Source organism: Pusillimonas sp. MFBS29, assembly GCF_020687695.1.
Taxonomy (GTDB): domain Bacteria; phylum Pseudomonadota; class Gammaproteobacteria; order Burkholderiales; family Burkholderiaceae_B; genus Pusillimonas_C.
In genome coordinates this window covers 125315-138408 of the sequence record NZ_JAJEWL010000004.1, presented here as the reverse complement: position 1 = coordinate 138408, position 13094 = coordinate 125315, and the positions used below count along the sequence as shown (strand labels likewise).

The 13094-nt window shown below is 56.5% G+C and carries 15 protein-coding genes and 1 tRNA gene; 3 read left to right on the top strand and 13 right to left on the bottom strand.

The window, feature by feature from the left end; genetic code table 11:
* Nucleotide 1: 1 nt before the first annotated feature.
* The 3 genes from LKR43_RS07690 to istA are packed head-to-tail and all read right to left on the bottom strand — an operon-like array spanning nucleotide 2 to nucleotide 2228.
* A complete protein-coding gene (locus tag LKR43_RS07690) occupies nucleotides 2–385 on the bottom strand; it encodes a hypothetical protein (protein WP_227683465.1) in 384 nt (127 codons plus the stop codon).
* Nucleotides 386–423: 38 nt separating this feature from the next.
* Entirely contained in the window at nucleotides 424–1200 is a 777-nt protein-coding gene (istB, locus tag LKR43_RS07685) for an IS21-like element helper ATPase IstB (RefSeq protein ID WP_227683464.1), read from the bottom strand.
* Entirely contained in the window at nucleotides 1197–2228 is a 1032-nt protein-coding gene (gene istA / locus LKR43_RS07680; RefSeq protein ID WP_227683463.1) for an IS21 family transposase, read from the bottom strand. Before istA ends, istB begins: the two co-directional genes overlap by 4 nt.
* Between istA and LKR43_RS07675 the strand changes: the two genes are divergently transcribed.
* Together LKR43_RS07675 and LKR43_RS07670 are read left to right on the top strand one after the other, a co-directional pair.
* Nucleotides 2196–2798 (top strand): helicase RepA family protein, encoded by a 603-nt coding sequence (locus LKR43_RS07675; protein ID WP_227683462.1) that lies wholly within the window; start codon nucleotides 2196–2198, stop codon nucleotides 2796–2798. The genes istA and LKR43_RS07675 overlap by 33 nt on opposite strands.
* 11 nt (nucleotides 2799–2809) lie before the next feature.
* Nucleotides 2810–3739 carry a hypothetical protein gene (locus LKR43_RS07670; protein ID WP_227683461.1) on the top strand — a complete coding sequence of 310 codons (930 nt, stop codon included), beginning with the start codon at nucleotides 2810–2812 and terminating at the stop codon, nucleotides 3737–3739.
* 85 nt (nucleotides 3740–3824) lie between these two features.
* On the opposite strand, the gene LKR43_RS07665 is transcribed toward LKR43_RS07670, so the two are convergent.
* The 7 genes from LKR43_RS07665 to LKR43_RS07635 form a co-directional block, all read right to left on the bottom strand.
* A tRNA-Thr gene (locus LKR43_RS07665) sits at nucleotides 3825–3900 on the bottom strand.
* A gap of 57 nt (nucleotides 3901–3957) precedes the next feature.
* Nucleotides 3958–4947, bottom strand: coding sequence for an asparaginase (locus tag LKR43_RS07660; protein ID WP_227683460.1), 990 nt, complete (start codon nucleotides 4945–4947; stop codon nucleotides 3958–3960).
* Nucleotides 4948–4949: 2 nt separating this feature from the next.
* Complete coding sequence (locus LKR43_RS07655) at nucleotides 4950–5714, bottom strand: hypothetical protein (protein WP_227683459.1); 765 nt, start codon at nucleotides 5712–5714, stop codon at nucleotides 4950–4952.
* 10 nt (nucleotides 5715–5724) lie between these two features.
* Nucleotides 5725–6999: a TRAP transporter large permease gene (locus LKR43_RS07650; protein WP_227683458.1), complete on the bottom strand. Its 1275-nt coding sequence runs from the start codon at nucleotides 6997–6999 to the stop codon at nucleotides 5725–5727.
* Between the two features lie 13 nt (nucleotides 7000–7012).
* On the bottom strand, nucleotides 7013–7522 hold the full coding sequence (locus LKR43_RS07645) for a TRAP transporter small permease (RefSeq protein ID WP_227683457.1): 510 nt from the start codon (nucleotides 7520–7522) through the stop codon (nucleotides 7013–7015).
* A gap of 21 nt (nucleotides 7523–7543) precedes the next feature.
* On the bottom strand, nucleotides 7544–8536 hold the full coding sequence (locus LKR43_RS07640; RefSeq protein WP_227683456.1) for a TRAP transporter substrate-binding protein: 993 nt from the start codon (nucleotides 8534–8536) through the stop codon (nucleotides 7544–7546).
* A gap of 32 nt (nucleotides 8537–8568) precedes the next feature.
* Nucleotides 8569–9957 carry an amidase gene (locus tag LKR43_RS07635; RefSeq protein WP_227683455.1) on the bottom strand — a complete coding sequence of 463 codons (1389 nt, stop codon included), beginning with the start codon at nucleotides 9955–9957 and terminating at the stop codon, nucleotides 8569–8571.
* A gap of 98 nt (nucleotides 9958–10055) precedes the next feature.
* On the opposite strand from LKR43_RS07635, the gene LKR43_RS07630 reads away from it, so the two are divergent.
* The gene (locus tag LKR43_RS07630) at nucleotides 10056–10997 is read left to right on the top strand and encodes a LysR substrate-binding domain-containing protein (RefSeq protein ID WP_227683454.1); all 942 of its coding nucleotides are present in this window, start codon (nucleotides 10056–10058) and stop codon (nucleotides 10995–10997) included.
* 6 nt (nucleotides 10998–11003) lie between these two features.
* On the opposite strand, the gene LKR43_RS07625 is transcribed toward LKR43_RS07630, so the two are convergent.
* The 3 genes from LKR43_RS07625 to LKR43_RS07615 form a co-directional block, all read right to left on the bottom strand.
* Nucleotides 11004–11456, bottom strand: a complete 453-nt coding sequence (locus LKR43_RS07625) for a ClpXP protease specificity-enhancing factor (RefSeq protein ID WP_227683453.1) — start codon at nucleotides 11454–11456, stop codon at nucleotides 11004–11006.
* A 10-nt stretch (nucleotides 11457–11466) separates the two neighbouring features.
* Nucleotides 11467–12075 (bottom strand): glutathione S-transferase N-terminal domain-containing protein, encoded by a 609-nt coding sequence (locus LKR43_RS07620; RefSeq protein ID WP_227683452.1) that lies wholly within the window; start codon nucleotides 12073–12075, stop codon nucleotides 11467–11469.
* A gap of 147 nt (nucleotides 12076–12222) precedes the next feature.
* On the bottom strand, nucleotides 12223–13077 hold the full coding sequence (locus tag LKR43_RS07615) for a cytochrome c1 (protein WP_227683451.1): 855 nt from the start codon (nucleotides 13075–13077) through the stop codon (nucleotides 12223–12225).
* Nucleotides 13078–13094 lie beyond the last annotated feature (17 nt).

Below are 13094 nucleotides of genomic sequence, written 5' to 3'. Positions count from 1 at the left end.
TTTAATGGGTGATGACGGAAAGGACTTCTTCTAAGGCTTGGGTGGATAGCTTGCTTGGGTCCAGCATGGGAACCATGACAACGCCACCAGAAGCACCGGCTTTCTGCAAGGCATCAAGCTGTCGCTGCCGCATTTCAGTAAGCAATTGAGTTGCCGCCACTCTGGCAGCACCTTCAACTAGGCCGATTACTTCTTTGCCCTCTTCAGGTGAAATTTCTCCAGAAAGCACGCTTCGTAGCAGTGCCTCCACACTGGTTTCATCTGTTTGCTTATTAAGTGCAGGAAGAGGTCGGCCTTTACGGACCGGAATGATGCGGTCAAGACAAAGCTTCAAGGCTGTGGTGTCGCCCTTAAGTGTGTCAAGCGCATTTGAAATTTGAGCCACTTCGCGCAGGATAGCGCAAAGTAAATCTGAACCAGTGATTATTTGTCTATGGACGGGAAGTGCCCGGCCTTACGTTGCTGCTTAAGTCGATAGCTGTCTCCTTTTATTTGTACGATGTGTGAGTGATGCAGGATGCGATCGAGCATGGCCGCTGTCAGGGTAGTGTTGCCCCCGAAGGTTTGATCCCACTGCGTAAATGGCAAGTTGCTGGTCAATATCATGGAGCCTCCTTTCTCATAGCGCTTGGCGACAATCTGGAAGAAATGACTGGCCTGGTCGCCGCTCAAAGGCAGGTATCCAATTTCATCGACAATGAGCAGGCGTGGCCCCAACACGTTATGGCGCAACACGGCGTTATAGCGTTCTTGTCGCATGGCCGCTTCCAGCTGCAGCATGAGATCGGCTGCGGTGACGAACTTGGTTTTTATGCCGGCCTGGGTTGCAGCGTATCCCAAGGCGATGGCGACATGGGTTTTACCAACACCAGAAGGTCCCAGTAGCACGGCGTTCTCGCCTCGATCAATAAACCGTAAGCTTGCCAGCTCATCGAGCTGTTTTTTAGGGGCGCCCACGGCGAAGCTGTAGTCATATTGATCCAGCGTCTTAATGGCTGGGAATCCGGCCATGCGAACCAACGTTTGACGAGAGCGCACCTGACGGGTGTCGCGTTCATGGGCCAGTACCTGTTCTAGATAATCCAGGAAGCTCCAGTCCTTGCTAATTCCTTCGGCGGCTAGTGCGCGGTAGTTCTGCATTAGCCCTTCAAGCTTGAGCGTCAGGCAATGCGCATCGATACGTTCATGCTGCAGATTCACGCTTGTACCTCGGTCAATAGTTGCTGGTAGACCGATAACGGGTGCTGTAGCGATGCATCCATGACTGGCAATGGCCGTTCTGTCAGCAGTGACACAAGTCGCGGTGCACGGGCGAATGCAGGTAACGGCTGCAGGGCGCAGCGCTCTTGCTCTTCGAATAAAACGGCGGGCGCCTTGTTGGTGACCGGATGGATGCGCTGGTTGGCGACGTCGCGCAACCATTTGCCCACTTCGGCATTGGCAGTCTCTACGTCCAGCATCATGCCAGATTGCTTTAGCCAGCTGGACAGCGGAACATAGAAGTTCCCCCGCAGATAACGATGGAAGCGTTCTATCTTGCCCTTGGTGCGCGCCCGATAAGGCTGACACAGACGTGGCATGAAGCCGTAATACTTGGCTAGATCCAACATTCCGGAATGCCAACGGTGATGGCCTTGGCCATAGGCGTCTCGATCAATGACGATCGTCTTGGCGTTATCGTAAAGAATCTCCTTGGGTACGCCGCCCAGGCTCTCAAACAGGGCATGGTGGCAGGCAACAAGTGTGCACGCCTTCTCATTGCTGGCAAATCGCACCCAACGCCAACGGCTGTAGCCCAGTGTGGCTGTGAAAGCATAAAGGGGATGGCGGCCACGTCGAAAGACCACGAAATCGCACTGCATCTGGTGACCCGGTGCGGTCTCGAAGCGCACAACCGGGTCGGGTGCGGGCCTTGGGCGATGAGCTTGCATGAAGGCCTGCACACTACGCAGTTGACCCTGATAGCCTTGCGCCTTGAGCTCTCGCAACAGCGCCGGTGCAGCGATCTGATCCGGCTCGGCCGCTTGCATGCGTTGAACAATATATGCATGAAACGGCTCCAGCTTCGTCGGTCGCGCCTCACGCGCCTTGTAACGCGGTACGTCGGGCGAGGTGAGGTAGCGGGTTACGGTGTTGCGGGAAATGCCTAGGCGGCGCGCGATCTCGCGCAGGGATAAACCTTGGGCCTTGAGTACATGGATGGACATCCACTGATCCTTCTGAAGCATCGTCAGCCTTCGCGCACAAAAGGCTATCCGTCTCTGCATGTGATGATCGTTCATCACTCCGGCAAAGATGTGGATAGAGGGATGCGTGGGTCATCGGCCTTACAAGGGGCAGCCGACACCGTTATCCAATGTCGTAAAGATGGCGACCGACACCGTGCCGTAGTCGAGAAGCAGAAAGACGGGCAAGACAATATCCCGCTGCCCTTTGTCCTGGAGCCTGTCAGCCTTGGCGAAGACGATGACGGAGAGCCCATTGCTACCTGTGTGGTTGCTTATGACCATGATGGCAAAGCTCGCCCTCTTACTGGCTACCTAGCTAGCACCGTCAAGATACTGAGATATCTAAAGAACTCAGAATTAGCATCCGGCGGCAATCTTGTCACTGAAATCCCTTTGATTGCTTATCACAACCACTGGTATCAGGAACGCCCCGAAGACAAGAAAGATACGGTGCGCAAAACCGCCCGTCGCCAACTTGAAGGCCTGCGCGAGAAAAAACTAATTGAATGGAATGGCGGTGAAAGCCCCATTCGCCTACTGCCTGCCTTTGATGGCATCACGACTGAATAAGGAATGCTCTCATGACCACAATTCAATTACCCGGCTTAGCTGGTGAAATCGCCCAATACCTTGACGAACAATCGCCCATCTCTTCCCCAAGAATGGCAATGGGTGGAAGCACCGCGCTTCTAGGGGCTATCGTAAGTACAGGATGGGAATTGCCACACATTACCCCCTATCCTGTACCGTCCATCCTGAAGGTCTTACCTGATATAGACATCGAGGACATCCCAACTACCCAACATCTGGGGCTAAGTGTCATGCTAGTTGCAAAACCAGGGCATGGTAAGGGATGCATCATCGAGGGAGTGGAGCTTTTACTAGATCGCCTACCGCCCACAGTTAGGCAACGGCTGCGAACAATCCAGCACATGAATCATTTGGCGTTAGCTGGCATGGAGCCAGGGGCAGAAAGCGAATTAAAGAGAAAAGGCTGTATTGGCCCTGCTACCTACGAAAAGCTGTCGGACGGCTCATGCTTCTTGCTGACTGAATCGACACCAGAAACCTTTCAGCATCAATTGCCGCACTGGTATGGCGATAGTGAGCTGTACGGCGGACTTCTAGTTATTCAGCATCTTGGTCCTAAGGTTAGAAAAAGCATTAGCCCACAGCTATTGCCGCCTACTGGGTTACTTGAGCGTTTGAATCAACTGATTAAAGCGCCAGGTGAGCATAAGAAGCGCATAGAGGTGACAGCGGATGCAGTGAATTGTTATCGCCAGTTCTGGCGTTATGACATGGATGCTTACTGCGATCATGGGCCGATTGGTCTGGAGGGAGCTTGGGCGCGTCAATCGCTACAGATAGCCGCCATCCTCGCTGTGGGCATCAATCCTCTACATCCTGTGGTCACCACTGACCTATTTCGATTCTCTGGCAGCATTGCCAGCGATGGAATACGGAAGGCCCGTGAAGGATTGGTTTCGGTGGCAGGGGTAGATGCCTAAAAGCAGGGAAAAGGCTTTGTACCCCCATCTTCACCCCCAGGAAAAGCAAAAGGGCCACGGACAAGCCGTGACCCCTTTATATTCCTGGTGCCGGTTAGAAGAGTCGAACTCCTGACCTTCGCATTACAAGTGCGCTGCTCTACCAACTGAGCTAAACCGGCAAGACCGCTATTCTACAAGAAAATTCAATCGTGTGCTGGCATAACGCCTGGCAGCCCTTATGTTCTGGCCTGCCACTGGCATGCGGCCAAAACCGAGGCCCTGTCGGTCTTCTGCTGTGCAATCAGCAGGCCCAGGCGCAGGCGCAGCTTGCGGGCGGACAAACCACTGACGCCGATTGCGCCGGCACACTCCAGGTCGTGCAGCGAACCCGTGAATTCATACGTCTGATATACCGGGCCATGCAGGGTAGACGAACAGACGGCGACCAAAATACCCTGGTCGCACGCGTTCCGGATTGCAGGCATCCAGTCGGGTGGCACATGGCCGCGCCCAACGCCTTCCAGCACCAGGCCTCGCGCACCTGCGGCTACGGCAACGTCTACCAGCGCAGGCCTTGCACCCAGGTACGCGGGCAGTATGTCTACGGGGGGAAGCTCGGCTGCGGGCAGCAAGGGCATTTGCTGTGGTGTCTGGTAGACGGTGACCTCGCCGTTGTCGATCAGTCCCAAAAAGCCATAGCCGGGTGCATCGAAGCCGTTGAGCTGGAATGCGCTGACCTTGCGCACGAAGTTGGCGCTGTACAGGGTTTCGTTGAACACAAGAAGTACGCCCAGGCCGTGAACCTTGGAGCTGGCGGCAACAAGAATGGCATTGCGCAGGTTCACGTAGGCGTCGGTACCCATGGCGTGCGGCACGCGCTGCGAACCGGTCAGCACGACGGGGCAATCGCACGTGTTCAGGGTGCTTTCCAGGAAGTAGGCGGTGTCTTCCATGGTGTCGGTGCCGTGTGTGATGACGATGCCGCTGACATCGCCCTGTGCCATCAGTTGCCGGCAGGTGTCGTGCAGCACCATCAGGTCTTGCGCAGTGATGGCGTTGCTGGGTTTCTGGAACACCGAGCTGACTTCGACCTGTATGTCGGATTTCATCTCGATTTTCTCGACCAGCGCTTCACCCGCGAGCGCACCCGAAATGTTGCGGCCATCGGCGGCAGGCGTACTGGCGATGGTGCCGCCGGTGGACAGGACAACAACTTTCTTGCTCATGGTCAGGCTTCGATCAGTTCAATACGTTCGTTCAAAACACGGCGGCAGTCCATTTCAAATTCCATGTCCACCACGGGTGGACGTACGAAGTGCCAGGTGAGGCCAAAGCGCATGGCACCGCGTTTTGCGAATTCTTCCGCCAGGAAGGGGTGCGGGTTGTGCACAATATACAACTGTGCGGCGGTGCTGTCGCGCCAGGTGTAGCCCAGCACGGCCTGGCGTCTTTCCATTTCGGCCAATACCCAGCGGGCTTTCTCGTGCATGCCTTCGGGCGAGATGTCCTGATAGCGAACAAGATGGTCTTTGTAATTGCCTTTGCCTTCGGGAACTTCGCTGCTGCCGGCAATCACATAGGTGTTTTCTTCTGTGTCGCAGGGCACGGTGTAGCTGAAGGCGTAGAAGCAGGGTTCGGCGGGCGGATCGATTTCCGGACAGACGTTGCTGCGTGCAATGGGGTTGTGCACGCCGTCGTATATTCCCCAATCTTTCAGCGTTTGAACGTAGTCGGTGTTGAAGGTAGAGAACCCGGTTTCGCTCAGGGGGGCGGGCGAACGCAGTTCGCAAGCGCAGAACGCGGTCAGCGGGCGGCCTTCCGCCCGCAGTATGTTTTCAATGCGCTTGAAGCCTTCTTTAACGGGAACGGGCCTGGAGAACACCACGCGGCGGATGGTATAGCCCGGCTGGGCGGCCACCCCACCGGAATATTGCAGCACGCCGCTGGGTACGAAACGGTAGCCGCCGGCATCAAAAACAATTGCTTCAACCATGACAGTATCCTTAATACAAGAAATTGGGTATGGCCAAACTGAACCAGGGAATGTAGGTGATCAGGATCAGCGCGATCAACATCAGCACGATGGTCGGCAGGGCGGCCTTGAAGACCTCGCCCAGCGTCATGCCCGATACCCCCATGGCAACGAACAGGTTCAGGCCTACCGGGGGGGTAAGCATGCCCACCGACAGGTTCACCAGGGTAATGACACCAAAGTGTACGGCGTCGACCCCGACCTGGGCGGCAATGGGTTGCATCAGCGGAGCGAGCACGATGATGGCCGATGCGCTGTCAAGGAACATGCCGGCTACCAGCATGATCACGTTGAACAGTGCCAGGATGGCGACCGGCGACTCAAAGCCGGACAGCACCTGTGTGGCCAGGGCCGTCGGGGCGCCGGTGCTTGCCAGGATCCACGAGAACGCGGATGCGCCTGCGGTAATCAGCAACAGAATGCCGGACAGCAGACCGCTGCCGCGCAATACTTCGCCCAGTGCCTTGATCGATATGCTGCGATACACCACGGCACCGACGAACCAGCCGTACAGGCAGGCGGCAGCAGCGGACTCGGTGGGAGTGAACATGCCAGAGTAAATACCGCCAAGCAAAATGACGGGCAGACCCATGCCCCAGGCAGAACGCTTGAGTGCCACCCAGATCTCTGTGGCCGTGGGGAAGGGTTCGCGTGGATAACGCTTCTTGAGGGCGTACAGGCAGCAGTATGTGATCAGCAGTGAGCCGATCAACAAGGCGGGCAGAATGCCGGCCGCAAACAGGCGCCCTACGGACGAGCCCGTGACGGAGCCGTAAATGATCAGGGCGATGCTGGGAGGCACGATAGGGCCAAGTGTGCCGGCGGTTGTAATCAGACCGATGGCAAAGTACTTGTTATAGCCTGCTGCAACCAGTGCCGGGAACATGATGCTGCCGATGGCGATCACGGTCGCGGGGCTGGACCCGGAGATGGAGCCGAAGAACAGGCACGACAATACCGTGGCAGCGGCCAGACCGCCTGGAATCCAGCCTATCAGGGCGCGTGCCAGCCCGATCAGACGCTCGGACAGACCGCCTATGCGCATCAGTTCGGCGGCCAGAATAAAGAACGGGATGGACATCAGGGAGAAGTTGTTCATCCCCGAGAACATACGCATGGGCACGACCAATGGGTCGATGGCCCCGAAAAAATACAGCGCCAGTGTGACGGCGAGCGCCAGTGAGGCAAAGATGGGCAGACCGAATAAGAGCAGCCCGAAAAATATTGGAACTAGTGCGGCAACCATGTTTCTTCCTCGTTCAGCTTGCACTGACGTCCATTTTCAAGGGTACAAAGGGCTTTTTCTGTATCAGGTGCTGGATGACCCAGGCATAGCGCAGAAACATGAAGGCGCCGGAAATGGGAATCATGGCGTAGATATAGGCAACGGGTATCCGCATGGCGGGTGAAAGCTGCCCCATGTTATTGGTATTGATGAACAGACGTGTGCCGTAATACACAAGGGTCAGGGCGAAGATGGCCCCGAGTATCGCGGCCACGTACTTAAGCACGACAACCATGCGAGGCCCCACCATGAGCGGCAGTACCTCGACGCAGATGTGCGCGCTGTAGCGCACACCCATGCTGCCGGCCAGAAAACTCATGCTGATCAACGCGTACAGAATGGTCTCTTCGGACCAGTAAAGCGAGTTGTTGAACACATATCTCGCGGCCACCTGGATAATGGAAACAAAGGTGGCGACCAGCATCAGAACGATCATTGCGAAACTTTCGATGCGATCCAGTAATTTGTTGATGGCAGTTAACATGGCCGGCTTCTCCTGTGCTTCTTAGCCCTGTGCAGCCTGGATGGCGCGTTCCATCAGCTCGGGCGTAACGCTTTTCTCGAACTGTTTGCGCAGGTTCTTGGATTTTTCCTTGAAGGCTTGCTTGCCTTCAGGGGACAGCTCAATGATTTCGATCTGATCCTTGATGTTGGCCAGAATCTTTGCTTCGTCTTCATTGGTCAGCTGACGGGCATAATCACGGCCGGTATCGAAGGCGTCCTTCACTACCTTTTGCAGGTCTTCCGGCAAGGATTCCCATGCAGCCTTGTTCATGACGGCACCATAGGTGTGATAGATGTGATTGGTCATCGTCATGTATTTCTGCACTTCGTAGAACTTCATGGAATCGATGTTTGCCAGGGGGTTTTCCTGACCTTCAACCACGCCTTGCTGCAGGCCGTTATAGACCTCGGTGTAAGCCATGGCGGTAGGGTTCGCGCCATATTCGCGATAGGCGGCCAGAATGGTCGGTGCCTGCAGCGTACGCATCTTGATGCCCTTCAGGTCATCGGGGCCGTTGATGGGGCGGATGTTGTTGGTCATTTGACGGAAGCCGGCGCCCCAGTAGTTAACGCCGTACAGGTTGTTGGCCGACAGCGTGTCGAGCACTTCGCGACCGACTTCACCGTCCAGCAGGCGTTTCATGGCCGCTTCATCTTCCATCAGATAGGGCAGGTCAAAAACGAACATCTTGGGCTGGAAGTTCGCCAGGTTGCCGGTGGGCGGAATGGCAATCTGCACCAGGTTCATTTGCGTTTGTTCGATGATCTCGACGTCACCGCCAAGCTGGGCTGCGGGACGCACATTGATCTTGATGCGGCCGTCGGAATTCTTTTCGACCTCTTCCTTGAACTTCACGGCGGCGCGTGCGTTAGGCGTGTTTTCGGTCAATACGTGAGCGAAGGTGAACTCGAACTCGGCCGCATAAGCGGTAGAGGCCGACATGATGGCGGCCATGCTCAGCAAGCCAAGTTTTTTCAAAGAAAGTTTGGACATAAATGCTCCTGCCAGATTGGTTGATCGGTAAATTACCGTAGGTTGGGGGGCGTACCCAGTATGTCTTGGGCTTGGCCCAGTTCCTGCTCGATTCGGCCAGCAATGGCCAGCAGGTGTGCTTCCTGCCGGGGGCCTGCCATAAGTTGCAGGCCTACCGGCATGTTCTGATCATCTTTGCCCACCGGCATGGTGATGGCGGACAAGGTCATGAGGTTGGCAATGCTGGTGTTGCGCAACACCATCATGTTGGCGTGACGATAAGCCGCCGGGTCGCTCAAATCGCTCACGGCCGGTGGCGAAATGGCTACCGTCGGCGTCAGCAGCACATCGACTTCATCGAAGATCTTTGCTGCGTTTGCAGAGGCCTGCTTCAGTACCCTGATGCGGCGCAGATACTCCGTTGCAGTCATGGATTCAGCCGCCTCGACGCGCATGCGCACGATGGGGTCCAGCTGGCTGATCTGCTCGGGATGGCAGGAGGCCAGGAACTCGGAAACCTCGGGGGCGCCCAGGCCGCCGGCCTGGAAGATTTCGTAGACGGTGTCGCAGCCATGCATGGCCATCCTGACCACTTCGGCGCCAGCTGCCTCAAGGCGCTGAACGGCCGACTGCACGCAGGCAACGATGGAGGCGTCGCAACCCTCCCAGAAGAAGTTTTCCGGTATGCCGATGCGCACGCCTTTCAGGCTGTGCAGGGCTTGGCAGGATGCTGTCTGGCCGGTCAACAAGGGATCCATGGCTTCGAAAGCGAAGGCCAGATCGGCAATGCTGCGTGCCAGCAAGCCGGGGCTGTCCAGCGACGATGACAGCGGCACGATGCCTTCATTGGACCAGCGGCCATAAGTGGTTTTGAGCGCCGTGGTTCCGGTCAGCGATGCAGGAATGCGTACCGAGCCGGCGGTATCGGTGCCCAGGGCCAGCAAAGCCGATCCCTGAATGAGAGAAACGCCTGCGCCCGAGCTGGAGCCGCCCGGAATGCGGTGCTGGCTGGCATCCCAGGGGTTGTAGGGCGTGCCCCAGTGGGGGTTGATGCCTATGCCGCCGAAGGCAAATTCCACCGTATGGCTCTTGCCGGTGATCACGCCCAGCTGTGACTGCACGCTGCGCACTACGGGGCCGGGTTTGTCCCAGCCAGGCAAAGCTTGCGTGCTGCCTGCAAAAGTCGGCAGGCCGGGCACGGCATAAAGATCTTTTGCGGAAACCGGTATGCCCATAAGCGGGCCAAGATCGATGCCCGATTTCAAAAGTGTGTCGGCTGCTTTGGCCTGTTCAAGCGCGATATCCCCGGCCCAGGTTTTATAGGCGTGCAAATGGCTTTCGCTGCTTGCGTAAGCTGCAATGCAGGCTTGCGCCAGTTCGGTTGCAGTAAGGCTTCCCGCACGAAGCTGCCCGTAGATATGGCGTAAAGGCGGTAGTGACACGGCTTGATCTCCCCTATCTTGTATTTGTATTTGCCGGAGTCTACGTTGCTACGTCATACAATACAATTCAAATAAGTTAAAACAGAATTGACTTAAACATGAAAATGCTTGCAAATGCCTTGTCCACGGTTTCCCTCGATGGGTTGAAAATATTTTGTGTGGCGGCCGAGCACCTGAGTTTTTCCAGGGCTGCCCAGGCGCTCGGCATTTCGCCGGCCTACGTATCAAGGCGCATGCAGGCATTGGAAAGCGAGCTCGATACACGGCTCTTTCATCGCAATACCCGGCAAATCAGCCTGACCGAGCAAGGCGAACAAACCCTCGAGCTTGCGCTGCAGGTGCTGACCAGCGTGGATGTCCTGCACGACCAGATTGCGCGCATGAAGAATGAGCCGGGTGGGGTGTTGCGGGTATCGACCAGCTTTGGTTTCGGGCGCCGTGTGGTTGCCGAATGCCTGGCGGAATTTGCAAAGAAGCATCCGGCCATACAGGTCAGGCTGGATGTTTTCGATCACGTGGTGGATCTGGTGCGGCATCGCTACGACGTCGATGTACGCGTTGGCGATGTGATCGATTCCAACTACATCGCCCGCAAGCTGGCCGACAACTATCGTGTGCTTTGCGCCGCGCCGTCTTATTTGCAACGCTACGGCAGTCCCGACACGGTACGTGCCTTGCGCGACCACGACTGCCTGGTAATACGCGAGCGCGACCACCCGGTCGGGGTCTGGAAACTGACGTCAGACGCCATGACGGTCAGCATCAAGGTTGATGGCAAGCTGGTGACCAACAATGGTGAGATCGCAGTGGGTTGGGCCCTGGATGGACATGGCATTGTGCTGCGCTCGATCTGGGATGTGTTTCCGCATCTGCAGTCAGGCAGGCTGCAAAGAGTACTGCCCGCCTACAGACAGGATGCCAGCATCTGGGCGGTGTATCCCGAGCGCCTGGGGGCGACAGCCAAGGTATCGACCTGTGTCATGCACATGGAAGAATACTTCAGGGACTGGCAGGCGCCGCCGGGCCATATGCCCGGCTGAACCGATCTACTTGATGACGGTAAGCCTGGGCGGCTTCTTCGGGCTGTCGGACGTGTCGGGAGCCGCTGCGGCACCGCTGTCGGGTACTTCTTCCAGGGCGGGTTCGCTGGCTTCCGGTGCGTCGGTGCCGCCCGGGTAGGGCTGCGATGCAATGACGTCAAAGCCCATGCCCGCACCGGTTTCACGCGCATAGATGGCCGATACCGCTGCGACGGGCACGAATATCTGTTCGGTGACACCGCCGAAGCGGGTCTGGAATTCGATATATTCATTGCCCAGCGTCAGGCGGTTGGTGGCCATAGTGCCTATGTTCAGCGTGATCTGGCCATCGTGGATATGCGCCGCCGGCACGACGGTGTTGGCGTCGACGGTAACCACGATATGAGGCGTGTAGCCGTTGTCGGTGCACCATTCGTGCAGGGCGCGTATCAGATAAGGCTTGGTAGATGACTCTTGCATGTTGGCTGGCTTAACGGCGCATGACCTTTTCGGAAGGTGTCAGCGCTTCAATGTAGGCTGGACGGGAGAAAATGCGCTCGGCGTACTTCTGTATGGGCGCAGCATTCTTGGGTAGTTCGATACCGTAGTGATCCAGGCGCCACAACAGGGGTGCGACAGCTACGTCGAGCATGGAGAACTCTTCACCCAGCATGAATTTGTTCTTGAGCAGCAGCGGAGCCAGTTGGGCCAGGCGATCGCGTATGTTCTGACGTGCGATTTCCTGTGCTTTCGTGTCGGTGGAGCTGCGGTCTTCAAGGGCCGATACATGCACGAACAGTTCTTTTTCGAAGTTGTACAGGAACAGGCGGGTACGCGCGCGCATGACCGGATCGGCCGGCATCAGCTGCGGGTGCGGGAAGCGCTCGTCGATGTATTCGTTGATGATGTTGGATTCGTACAGAATCAGGTCGCGTTCGACCAGAATGGGTACTTGCCCATAGGGGTTCATGACCGCGATGTCTTCGGGTTTGTTGTACAGGTCGATATCACGGATTTCAAAATCCATGCCTTTTTCAAACAACACAAACCGGCAGCGTTGTGAGAACGGGCAGGTCGTTCCAGAATAGAGCACCATCATGTTGCGGATTCCAATCGTATAAATAAGAACAAGAGCGAGCATTGAAAAATGCCGCTCCGCAAAAAGCAGAGGCGTATAAAACTACGCCTCTGGGGCCGGCAGTGCGAACATGGTGTCGGGCGCTGCCGGAATGTAGTTCAGGTCAGTTTACTTGACATGCTTCCAGTATGCTGCATTCAGGCGCCATGCGACGACCAGGAACAGGGACAGGAAGAGCAGGATCCAGACACCCATCTTCTTGCGCTGCAATTGCATGGGTTCGGCCATCCAGCCCAGGAAGTTGCTGAGATCGGCGACCTGGCTGTCGAAGTTTGCCGAGACGGAAGCATCAGCAGGAGTAAATGTGGACTTGCTGACCGCATTGCCGCTGTAGTTTTCCAATACTTCGGTTTTGATTTCCGAGAAACCATGGCCGTCGTAGTTGGCGGTGATGCGTTCCCATTCCAGCGTGCCGTCTTCTTTCTCGGTTTCGTGGATGGTTACTTTTTCGAGGGTGCGGGGGCCTTCGAGTTGCCAGAGTACGTTGGGCATACCCACGCTGGGGAAGACCAGGTTGTTCCAGCCCGTGGCTTTGGACGAGTCGCGATAGAAGGTGCGCAAGAAGGTGTAGATGTAGTCAACACCCGATGGGCCCATGGTAGTGGACTTGGCGCGTGCGATGACGGACAGGTCGGGTGGCGCGGCGCCAAACCAGTTCTTGGCATCGGCGGGCGTCATGGCGATATGCATGAGGTCGCCGACCTTGTCGCTGGTGAACAGCAGGTTTTTCTTGATTTGCTCGTCGGTCAGGCCGATCTCGGTGAGCTTGTTATAGCGCATGGAGTTGGCGCTATGACAGCCCAGACAGTAGTTGACGAACAGTTTGGCGCCGTTTTGCAGCGCAGCCATGTCGTTTATGCGATCGGGCGCGGAGTCGAGCTTGTAGCCACCGCCGGCGGCGAACGAAACCGCGCAGGTCAGTGACAAAGCAATAGTGCCTAGCAGCTTTTTAATCATGATCATTCCGTAACGTATTGGTG

Excerpts from the sequence above, each read along its gene's own strand:
- LKR43_RS07675 (WP_227683462.1), top strand. The coding sequence starts at position 2,196 with ATGGATGGACATCCACTGATCCTTCTGAAGCATCGTCAGCCTTCGCGC.
- istA (WP_227683463.1), bottom strand. The coding sequence starts at position 2,228 with ATGCTTCAGAAGGATCAGTGGATGTCCATCCATGTACTCAAGGCCCAA.
- LKR43_RS07670 (WP_227683461.1), top strand. The coding sequence starts at position 2,810 with ATGACCACAATTCAATTACCCGGCTTAGCTGGTGAAATCGCCCAATAC.
- LKR43_RS07660 (WP_227683460.1), bottom strand. The coding sequence starts at position 4,947 with ATGAGCAAGAAAGTTGTTGTCCTGTCCACCGGCGGCACCATCGCCAGT.
- LKR43_RS07655 (WP_227683459.1), bottom strand. The coding sequence starts at position 5,714 with ATGGTTGAAGCAATTGTTTTTGATGCCGGCGGCTACCGTTTCGTACCC.
- LKR43_RS07650 (WP_227683458.1), bottom strand. The coding sequence starts at position 6,999 with ATGGTTGCCGCACTAGTTCCAATATTTTTCGGGCTGCTCTTATTCGGT.
- LKR43_RS07645 (WP_227683457.1), bottom strand. The coding sequence starts at position 7,522 with ATGTTAACTGCCATCAACAAATTACTGGATCGCATCGAAAGTTTCGCA.
- LKR43_RS07640 (WP_227683456.1), bottom strand. The coding sequence starts at position 8,536 with ATGTCCAAACTTTCTTTGAAAAAACTTGGCTTGCTGAGCATGGCCGCC.
- LKR43_RS07630 (WP_227683454.1), top strand. The coding sequence starts at position 10,056 with ATGAAAATGCTTGCAAATGCCTTGTCCACGGTTTCCCTCGATGGGTTG.
- LKR43_RS07625 (WP_227683453.1), bottom strand. The coding sequence starts at position 11,456 with ATGCAAGAGTCATCTACCAAGCCTTATCTGATACGCGCCCTGCACGAA.
- LKR43_RS07620 (WP_227683452.1), bottom strand. The coding sequence starts at position 12,075 with ATGATGGTGCTCTATTCTGGAACGACCTGCCCGTTCTCACAACGCTGC.
- LKR43_RS07615 (WP_227683451.1), bottom strand. The coding sequence starts at position 13,077 with ATGATCATGATTAAAAAGCTGCTAGGCACTATTGCTTTGTCACTGACC.